The organism is Flavobacterium sp. (assembly GCF_041392005.1).
In the GTDB taxonomy this organism is placed as follows: domain Bacteria; phylum Bacteroidota; class Bacteroidia; order Flavobacteriales; family Flavobacteriaceae; genus Flavobacterium.
Genome location: NZ_JAWKMX010000037.1, coordinates 1 through 9,117, shown reverse-complemented (window position 1 = coordinate 9,117; position 9,117 = coordinate 1). Strand labels below are relative to the sequence as shown.

12 protein-coding genes are annotated in these 9,117 nt (G+C 31.7%); 8 read left to right on the top strand and 4 right to left on the bottom strand.

Annotated elements, in window-relative coordinates:
* The 3 genes from R2808_RS11105 to R2808_RS11095 form a co-directional block, all read left to right on the top strand.
* Positions 1-565: C1 family peptidase (locus R2808_RS11105; protein ID WP_371271086.1), on the top strand; the 565-nt coding region annotated here is incomplete at its 5' end.
* Positions 566-1,009: a PH domain-containing protein gene (locus R2808_RS11100; protein ID WP_371271085.1), complete on the top strand. Its 444-nt coding sequence runs from the start codon at positions 566-568 to the stop codon at positions 1,007-1,009.
* Positions 996-2,162 carry a serine hydrolase domain-containing protein gene (locus R2808_RS11095; protein ID WP_371271084.1) on the top strand — a complete coding sequence of 389 codons (1,167 nt, stop codon included), beginning with the start codon at positions 996-998 and terminating at the stop codon, positions 2,160-2,162. Before R2808_RS11100 ends, R2808_RS11095 begins: the two co-directional genes overlap by 14 nt.
* On the opposite strand, the gene R2808_RS11090 is transcribed toward R2808_RS11095, so the two are convergent.
* The 3 genes from R2808_RS11090 to R2808_RS11080 form a co-directional block, all read right to left on the bottom strand.
* Complete coding sequence (locus R2808_RS11090; RefSeq protein WP_371271083.1) at positions 2,159-2,452, bottom strand: hypothetical protein; 294 nt, start codon at positions 2,450-2,452, stop codon at positions 2,159-2,161. The genes R2808_RS11095 and R2808_RS11090 overlap by 4 nt on opposite strands.
* On the bottom strand, positions 2,449-3,273 hold the full coding sequence (locus R2808_RS11085) for a S1 RNA-binding domain-containing protein (protein ID WP_371271082.1): 825 nt from the start codon (positions 3,271-3,273) through the stop codon (positions 2,449-2,451). Before R2808_RS11085 ends, R2808_RS11090 begins: the two co-directional genes overlap by 4 nt.
* 90 nt (positions 3,274-3,363) lie before the next feature.
* Complete coding sequence (locus R2808_RS11080; RefSeq protein ID WP_371271081.1) at positions 3,364-4,587, bottom strand: porin; 1,224 nt, start codon at positions 4,585-4,587, stop codon at positions 3,364-3,366.
* Between the two features lie 80 nt (positions 4,588-4,667).
* Here R2808_RS11080 and prmA point away from each other — a divergent pair, with 80 nt between their 5' ends.
* From prmA to R2808_RS11055, 5 genes are all read left to right on the top strand, one after another.
* Positions 4,668-5,504, top strand: coding sequence for a 50S ribosomal protein L11 methyltransferase (prmA, locus tag R2808_RS11075; protein WP_371271080.1), 837 nt, complete (start codon positions 4,668-4,670; stop codon positions 5,502-5,504).
* A gap of 54 nt (positions 5,505-5,558) precedes the next feature.
* Complete coding sequence (locus R2808_RS11070; RefSeq protein ID WP_371271079.1) at positions 5,559-5,834, top strand: ATP-dependent Clp protease adaptor ClpS; 276 nt, start codon at positions 5,559-5,561, stop codon at positions 5,832-5,834.
* 76 nt (positions 5,835-5,910) lie between these two features.
* Positions 5,911-6,477, top strand: coding sequence for an aminodeoxychorismate/anthranilate synthase component II (locus R2808_RS11065; RefSeq protein ID WP_371271078.1), 567 nt, complete (start codon positions 5,911-5,913; stop codon positions 6,475-6,477).
* A gap of 70 nt (positions 6,478-6,547) precedes the next feature.
* On the top strand, positions 6,548-7,120 hold the full coding sequence (locus tag R2808_RS11060; protein ID WP_371271077.1) for an NfeD family protein: 573 nt from the start codon (positions 6,548-6,550) through the stop codon (positions 7,118-7,120).
* A 34-nt stretch (positions 7,121-7,154) separates the two neighbouring features.
* Complete coding sequence (locus R2808_RS11055; protein ID WP_371271076.1) at positions 7,155-8,684, top strand: flotillin family protein; 1,530 nt, start codon at positions 7,155-7,157, stop codon at positions 8,682-8,684.
* A 32-nt stretch (positions 8,685-8,716) separates the two neighbouring features.
* Here the strand turns inward: R2808_RS11055 and R2808_RS11050 are convergent.
* On the bottom strand, positions 8,717-9,117 hold a 401-nt coding region (locus tag R2808_RS11050), incomplete at its 5' end, for a YaaA family protein (protein WP_371271075.1).

Genomic DNA, 9,117 nt, shown 5'->3' with positions numbered 1-9,117 from the left:
ATTTATGGAAATGACAAAAATAAATCCAGATGATTATATAACCCTGACTAGTTTTACGCAAGCTCCTTTTTACGAGAAATTTATTTTAAATATTCCAGATAATTTTTCAAATGGTAGCATGTACAATTTACCACTCAACGAATTTACATCAGTAATAGATAATGCACTTGAAAATGGCTACACGCTTGCTCTAGATGCAGATGTTTCTGAAGAAACTTTTTCGGCAAAATATGGTGTGGCTTTTATTCCTGAAAATAGTGACGATGCAAAAAATGGCTTGACAGAAATTGTAAAAGAAAAAGTAATTTCACAAGACTATCGTCAGCAAGAGTTTGAAAATTTTGACACTACCGACGATCACTTGATGCACATTGTCGGAAAAATGAAAGATCAAAAAGGAAATATCTATTATAAAGTAAAAAATTCTTGGGGAACCAATGAAAAACGTGTGGCAAACGGCGGATTTGTATATATGAGTGTGCCTTATATTCAATTGAAAGCTATTTCGGTTTTGGTACATAAAAATGCACTAGATAAATCTTTAAAAAAGAAATTAGGCTTATAAATGATTTTTTATTCTGAATTTAGTACACTTTATAAAATTGTAATTTCAATTGCATTACTACTGCTTTTAGCGGTTTCTGCTGCTCCTTTTTTTGAAGAAACAAGCATGGCAAGTTTTATTGTGTTGGGTATTACACTTTCTGTTTTTGGGTTTATTATTTGGTGTACTTTTGCAACAAATTATACTATTTTAAACGATATTTTAATTATAAAATCGGGGCCAATTGTATTTCGCATTAAAATTGATGCTATACAAAAAATCGAAAATCATAACGGTATTTTAATTCCTACTATGTGGAAACTCGGTTTTAGTCATCGTGGCATTATTATAACCTATAATACATTTGATGATGTTTATATTTCGCCAAAGAACAAAGCACAATTTATTGCTGCACTTCAAAAAATAAATCCCAATATTCTAACAGCTAATAATGAAAAAAAGTAGCCTTTTTCTTTTATTACTACTTGTATTTGCTTGTAAAAAGGAAGAAAAACAACCAATGCAACCTTTTGTTAGCATTCCCAAAAAAATTGATGCTTTCCCTGTTAATTTTCATAAAAATAACCCAAAAGAAATTGCAAAATTAAAACAAGAAATTAAGCAATTTTACCAATCTAAAATTAACATTGATAACTTTAGCGGGCAGTTTTTAGTAGCCAAAAATGGCAAAATTTTATTTGAAGATGTACAAGGGTTTTCAAATTACGAACAGAAACAAAAATTAACCAAAAACACACCGCTTCATTTAGCATCGATAAGTAAAGTTTTAACCGCTGCAGTTGTACTTCGGTTTGTAGATGAAGGTAAACTAAAACTTGACGATTCATTTAAAAATTATTTTCCTGAATTTCCTTACGAAAAAGTTACCATTTGTACTTTATTAAACCATAGAAGCGGTTTGCCAAATTATTTACATGTCACAGATGATGCAAAAATTTGGAAAAAAAATAAAATGCTTACCAATGAAGCGCTACTTAATTTATTACAAACAAAAAATCTTCCTTTAGAATTTAAAACCAATACTAAATTTAGTTACAACAATACAAATTATGCTTTGTTAGCTTTAGTAATTGAAAAAATATCGGGTTTATCTTTTCCAGAAGCTATGCAAAAATTATTGTTTGAGCCTTTACAAATGAAGAATTCCTTTGTGTTTGAATACGAGAAGCAAAAAGACACTGTAAGTCATTCTTATAAAAGTACTTGGGAGAAAATTCCGTATGATAATTTAGATGCCGTTTATGGCGATAAAAACATCTATTCAACTGTTGAAGATTTATTAAAATTTGATAATGCTACGTATTCAAAAGATTTTTTTTCAGACAGTTTACGTAACGAAATTTTTAAAGGTTATAGTTACGAAAAACCGGGTGTAAAAAATTATGGTTTAGGCATTCGGTTAAACGAATGGGATAATTACACTACCCTTTTTTACCACAATGGTTGGTGGCACGGAAACACCACTTCATATACCACATTAAAAAACGATACGGTTGCTATTTTCTGTCTGTCAAATAAATACACACGAAAAGTATATCAAGCAAAAGCTTTATCTTCATTGTTTGGCAACTATCCTTTTGAAATTGAAGACGATTAATTAGGTAAAATTTCCATTCCGAAAAAACGAAGAAAAAAGATAAAATTGAGCATATTAAGCAGTAAACCAATCCAAAATTTTATATTCCAATCGTCGGTGCGTTTTACTATTTGGGTTATTCCATAAAACGGAAGAAACAAAACCAATAACCAAAATGGCAACCAAATATTTAAAAATGAATTACCAAAAGCCGATAAATCGTTATTGATTTTTGATAAACTAAATGGCAAAAATATAGCCGATATTATACTAATTACTAAATATAAATTTTCGCTATCTATTTTCTTCATTTTAAGAAAATTCCGTTATCTTTTATATCAATAATTCTTGATTTGTACAGCGTTCCTACCGCTTTTTTAAAAGCTTTTTTGCTCATTTGTAGCACCGTTTTTATATCTTCTGGATGACTTTTATCGTGTAAGCCTAAAAATCCATTATTGGCTTTTAATTCTTTTAAAACTAATGCAGCATCGTCATCAATAGCCTCTAAACCTATTTTTTTAAAGGTAACGTCAATTTTTCCATCAGGACGAACTTGTTTAATATAGGCTTTGGTTTTGGTACCCAGTTTAATATCTTTAAATACCTCATCGGAAAAAACCAATCCTTTAAACTTATTTTCGATAATAACGTTTACGCCTAAATCGGTAATATGCGAAATCATTACTTCTACTTCTTCGTTAGGTTCAAAATTTGATATTTCCTCTGAAAAATATTTATTTACCTTACTTGTTGCTGCTAAACGATTGGTTTGTTCGTCTAAATACATATAAATTAAGTACCGCTTACCTACTTCCATTTGCTTGGCTTGTTCTTTAAACGGAACGAATAAATCTTTTTCTAATCCCCAATCGAGAAAAGCTCCAAATTTATTAATGTAATTTACTTTTAAATGAGCAAATTCGTTTAGTTTAACGTATGGTTTTAAGGTAGTGGCTACAGGTCGTTCTTCGTGATCGAGATACAAAAAAACGGTTATTTCATTGCCTATAAAAAATTCTTTTGGCACATATTTTTTGGGAAGCAAAACATCTTGTTGGTCATCGCCTAAAAAAAGTCCAACTTTTGTATCTCTTAAAATTTTTAGTGTATTGTATTCGCCTATTTTCATATTTTTGATAAAGGTAAAAGGTAGGTATAAAAAGACAAAAGTAACACATTTTAAAACAATTACCTTTTCTCTTTACCAATAACCTATTTTTTAAATTCCTATTTCTAATTGCGCACGCACATACCAATTATCTTTAGTAATACCAGAAAAATACTCTAGCTCGTTATACGTTAACTCGGCTTGTAATTTAAACGAGTGCTCTCTTATGTATTTGGTTACACCTATGCTATACTGTTTCAAATCAGGTGTAAGTGCTTTAATTGCTGTATTCATATTTTGATACGAAAAACGTCCAATTACTTCAAAATTGTTTTTAAAAATATAACTCGCCTGATAATCCATTCCGTTACCTGCTTGCACATAGTTATATTCGGTAATATCATCAGGGTTGTAGGTAATTAAGTCATCGGCACTGCGTTGCATATAAGCCGACATAAAAGCCCAGCCTTTGTATTTAAACATAGCATCTAAAAAATACGAACGAAGCGTACGCGGTTCGTATAATACATTTCCTAATTGTCCATTAGTTCGTACTGCTTTATTATTTTGCTGGTATGCTCCAGAAATCATTAATTTTGGCGTTTGTTCTCGGGCAACGTCGCCTTCAAAATACACACCATTATTAGAAAATGTACCAAAAGGCATAAATTCTATTTTTCCAGTTAATGCCACGCCATCGTCCGAAGTTTTCGTCCAGTTTCGTCCTTCTCCTGTCGAAATGGCTGTTTTTACAGCATATGAAAATTCGTCTTTTTTCTCGTTTAAATAATAAGCTTGCACGCCAAAATCTCTATCAATAGTAAAGCGAGCATTGTTAATTGTTCTATCGGTTAATTGTAAAGCGCCCGATGAGTTTACACGTTGTCTATTTCCTGGTAATTTGGTTTGCCCGAAAAGAAAATTCCAATGCTTATTTGGTCTATAATAAAAAACTGCATCTCGAATAATATTTATATTATCGCCTTCGTGTACTTGTCCTACATCGCCTGGAGCAAACGATAACTGAATTACATATAAAAACTGTGGGTTAAACACATAGCCATCTAGTCGTAAACGCAATCTGCGAATTTGGGCTTCATAGCGAGCAGCTGTATCATCTTCTTCAATATACGTAACACGGTTTTGCATACGAAAACGGATATTTAATTGAAATAAACTATCGGCCGAAGTAACGCCCAAACCTTTTCCGTAACTGTAATAAGGCAAAGCCGAGAGCTTAACATCGTTATTTTTAATAGAATCGTTGTGTGTTTTTTGAGCAAAACCCACCGAAAAAGCAAATGCAATTGCAATAAAAGTTAATACATATTTCATTGTGTGTTGTTATTTGGTGCAAAATTAAAATATTTCCATCATTAAACTAATCTTTACGTAACTTTGCAAAAAAAATAAAAATGTCGAATACCTACATAGCTTATCATTTTACAGTTGAGCCTAAAGAGCTTGGAACCGAAATATTAATTGCCGAATTAGGCGAATTACCATTTGATAGTTTTATTGAAACCGAAACAGGATTTTCGGCTTACATTTTACAAAGCTTATGGAATGAAACTATTTTAGATGAAATTTATATTTTAAACAATCCTGATTTTGAAATTTCGCACACAATAGAGTTTATAGAACAAGTTAACTGGAATGAAGAATGGGAAAAAAACTTCAACCCTATTTATGTAGATGAAAAATGCTATGTTAGAGCTCCTTTTCACGAAAAATTAAATGCCGAATACGAAATTGTAATTGAACCCAAAATGAGTTTTGGTACGGGGCATCATGAAACTACACATATGATGATTCAGCATTTGCTAGAAACTGATGTTAGGAATAAAAAAACATTAGACATGGGTTGCGGAACTGCTATTTTAGCCATTTTAGCCGAAATGAAAGGTGCAAAACCTATAGATGCTATCGATATTGACAATTGGTGTTACTTAAATTCTATTGAAAATTGCGAACGCAATAACTGCAACCATATTTCGGTTTATGAAGGCGACGCTTCACTTTTAAAAGGAAAAAAATACGATATTATTATTGCTAATATTAACCGAAATATTTTGCTAAACGATATGCAAATTTATGTAGATTGTCTTAATGAAAATGGAATTTTATTTTTAAGCGGATTTTATACTGAAGATTTTGAAGCCATTAACGAGAGCTGCATTACTAAAGGGTTAACTTTTGTAAAGCAACTAGAACGCCACAATTGGGCTTCATTAAAATATGTAAAACATTAATTTTTAGTTATTTATATTTTTTTTTTATTTTTGTAAAAATTTCACATTAAAACTATGAGCACTATAGAAAAAGTACAAGAAGAAGTTTTAGTTGAAGAAAAAATTGGAACTAATTTTGAAATTATTTTGTTTAATGACGATGTAAATACTTTTGATCACGTTATTGAAACTTTAATTAGTGTTTGCCAGCACGAACCATTACAAGCCGAACAATGCGCAATTTTAGTGCATTACACTGGTAAATGTAGTGTAAAAACAGGTAGTTTCGACGAACTTAAACCGAAATGTTCTGCATTGCTTGATGCAGGATTAAGCGCCGAAATACAATAAAAAATCCGTCTTGTAAAAAACTACTATGTTAAACTAATATCTTAAATTTGTAGTTTTACTATAACTCTTTTATGTTGTGAATACGGTAGCACTAATTGATAATTATGACAGTTTTACCTATAATTTGGTTCATTATTTAAACGATTTGGGTGCAACTGTTACCGTTTTTAGAAATGATGAATTTGAATTAAACGAATTAGAATCTTTTGATAAAATAGTCCTTTCGCCTGGTCCGGGTTTGCCGTCTGAAGCTGGACTTTTACTCGATGTAATAAAAACTTATGCCAAAACAAAACCCATTTTAGGAATTTGTTTAGGTTTGCAAGCTATAGGCGAAGTTTTTGGTGCACAACTAATTAATTTAGAAACTGTTTATCATGGTGTTGCTACAACTATTACGCTGCAAAATGATGATGAAATTTTTAAAAACTTACCTCATACATTTAAAGTAGGTCGTTATCATTCGTGGGTGCTTTCAAACGAGAATTTTCCAAACGATTTAATTATTACTGCTATTGATGCAAACAACCAAATTATGTCGTTACGGCACAAAATCTTTAATATTAAAGGTGTACAATTTCACCCAGAAAGTATTTTAACACCAAATGGAAAACAAATTTTAAAAAATTGGCTACAACTTTAAAGTTTTTCGGTAGTAGTTTGTAACTTTTATTAAAAAATAGTCGTATAATTACTACAAACTAACTTTAACTATGACTTTTTTAGAAAACTACGACACTTTACTAAAGGCGTTTTGGTATATTGCTTTGCCTATTAGTATTTTCTTTTTGCTACAAACCATTATGACTTTTCTAGGTTTAGGTGGAGCCGATACCGATACAGATTTTGATACCGATGTTGACGGTCATGATAGTGGCGATACGCCTTTTGAACTATTTACACTACGAAATCTTATCAATTTTTTATTAGGTTTTAGCTGGACAGGAATTGCCTTTTACAACCGATTTGAAAACAAAACCATTCTTATCAGTTTGGCTACAATTGTTGGGGTAATATTTGTATTGTTATTCTTCTTTTTAATAAAACAAATTTTAAAACTATCTGAAGATAATTCATTTAAATTAACCGACACTATTGGTAAAACTGCCGAAGTTTATTTAACTATTCCCGAAAATAAAACAGGAAAAGGAAAAATACAAATAAGTGTAAAAGGTTCAGTACACGAACTTGAAGCTGTTTCTCTTAATCCAGAAAAAATCACATCAAATTCAATGGTTAAAGTAGTTTCTGTTGAAAACCAAACTGTTGTGGTCGAAAAAATTTAATTCCAAACAAATTCTAATCAAATATTAATTAACTATGGGTGAATTTATTATTATTGTTGTAGCCGCTTTTGTGCTATTTGTAACCTTTGTAACTTTAGTTTCACGTTACAAGCGTTGTCCTTCCGACAAAATTTTAGTAATCTACGGAAAAACAGGTGGAAGCTCTGCTCGTTGTGTACATGGTGGCGGTGCGTTTATTTGGCCAGTTATTCAAGATTACGCCTATCTCGATTTAAAACCACTTTCTATCGAAGCTAATTTAACCAATGCACTTTCGCGTCAAAATATTCGAGTAGATGTTCCATGCCGATTTACCATAGCCATTTCTACCGAAAGCGATAATATGAATACGGCTGCCGAACGTTTATTAGGATTGAGTCCAGACCAAATTCAAGAATTGGCAAAAGATATTTTATTTGGTCAATTGCGTTTGGTTATTGCAACCATGACAATTGAAGAAATAAATTCTGATAGAGATAAATTTTTAGATAATATTTCTAAAAATGTAGATTCCGAATTAAAGAAAATTGGATTAAAATTAATTAACGTGAACGTTACCGATATTAAAGACGAATCGGGTTATATTGAAGCTCTTGGTAAAGAAGCCGCTGCAAAAGCTATAAACGAAGCTAAAATTTCGGTAGCCGAACAAGAAAAAATTGGAGAAACCGGAAAAGCGTTAGCAGACCGAGAAAAAGATGTTCAAATTGCCGAAACTCACAGAGATAGAGATGTAAAAATTGCCATTACTAACAAAGATAAAGAAGTAAGTATTGCCGAAGCCTTTAAAGATGAAAGCATTGGTAAAGCTGTAGCACAGCGCGATACTCGTGTAAAAACTTCCGAAGCCAATGCCGTAGCAATACAAGGAGAAAATGAAGCCAAAATTGCCATTGCACAATCGGAAGCTACTCGTCGTGAAAAAGAAGCAGAAGCATTGCGTATTGCCTTAGCATCTGAAAAAGTACAGCAAGCAAAAGCATTAGAAGAAGCGTACCTAGCCGAACAAAAAGCGGAAACGGCACGTGCCGAAAGAGAACGTTCTACTCAAAATGCAAATATTGTAATTCCTGCAGAGATTGCGAAACAAAAAGCTGTAATTGATGCACAAGCCGAAGCCGAAAGAATTAGAGTACAAGCAAAAGGAGAAGCCGATGCTATTTTTGCAAAAATGGAAGCCGAAGCAAAAGGTTTATATGAAATTTTAACCAAACAAGCCGAAGGTTACCGCGATGTGGTAAGTGCTGCTGGCGGCGACCCAACAAAAGCATTCCAGTTGCTATTGATTGAAAAATTACCAGAATTGGTAAAAACTCAAGTGGAAGCCGTTAAAAATATCAAAATTGATAAAATTACAGTTTGGGACGGAGGTAATAACGCCGAAGGAAACACTTCAACTGCTAACTTTGTAAGTGGTATGATGAAAACAGTTCCTCCTTTAAACGATTTATTTAATATGGCAGGATTAAATTTACCTACTTATTTAAAAGGCGAAAATGTTGCTGAAGAAATAAAAAATGATACTTCTACAAATAACGAAAATCCATCAACCGATGTGAAATAATAAAAAATAGCCACTTTTAAAAGTGGCTATTTTTATCGGGTAAATACTAACGTAGTATCTTTACTTAAAGTGGCATCAAAAGCGTAACCTTCGTAATTAAAGTTTTTTAAATCTTCTATAGTTTTAGCATTTGTATCTATAATGTAGCGCACCATTAAACCACGTGCTTTTTTAGCAAAAAAACTTATCATTTTAAGTTTTCCATTTTTATAATCTTTAAATTCGGGTGTAATTATTGAGGCTATCAATTTTTTTGTATCAATAACTTTAAAATATTCATTACTTGCTAAATTTATAAATAATTCGTCTTTATCTAATTCGGCATTTAAAGAATCGGTTACTGTTTTTTTCCAAAATTCGTACAAATTTTTCCTAGTTCCTACTTTTAATTGAGTTCCCATTTCTAAACGATACTCTTGTATTAAATCGAACG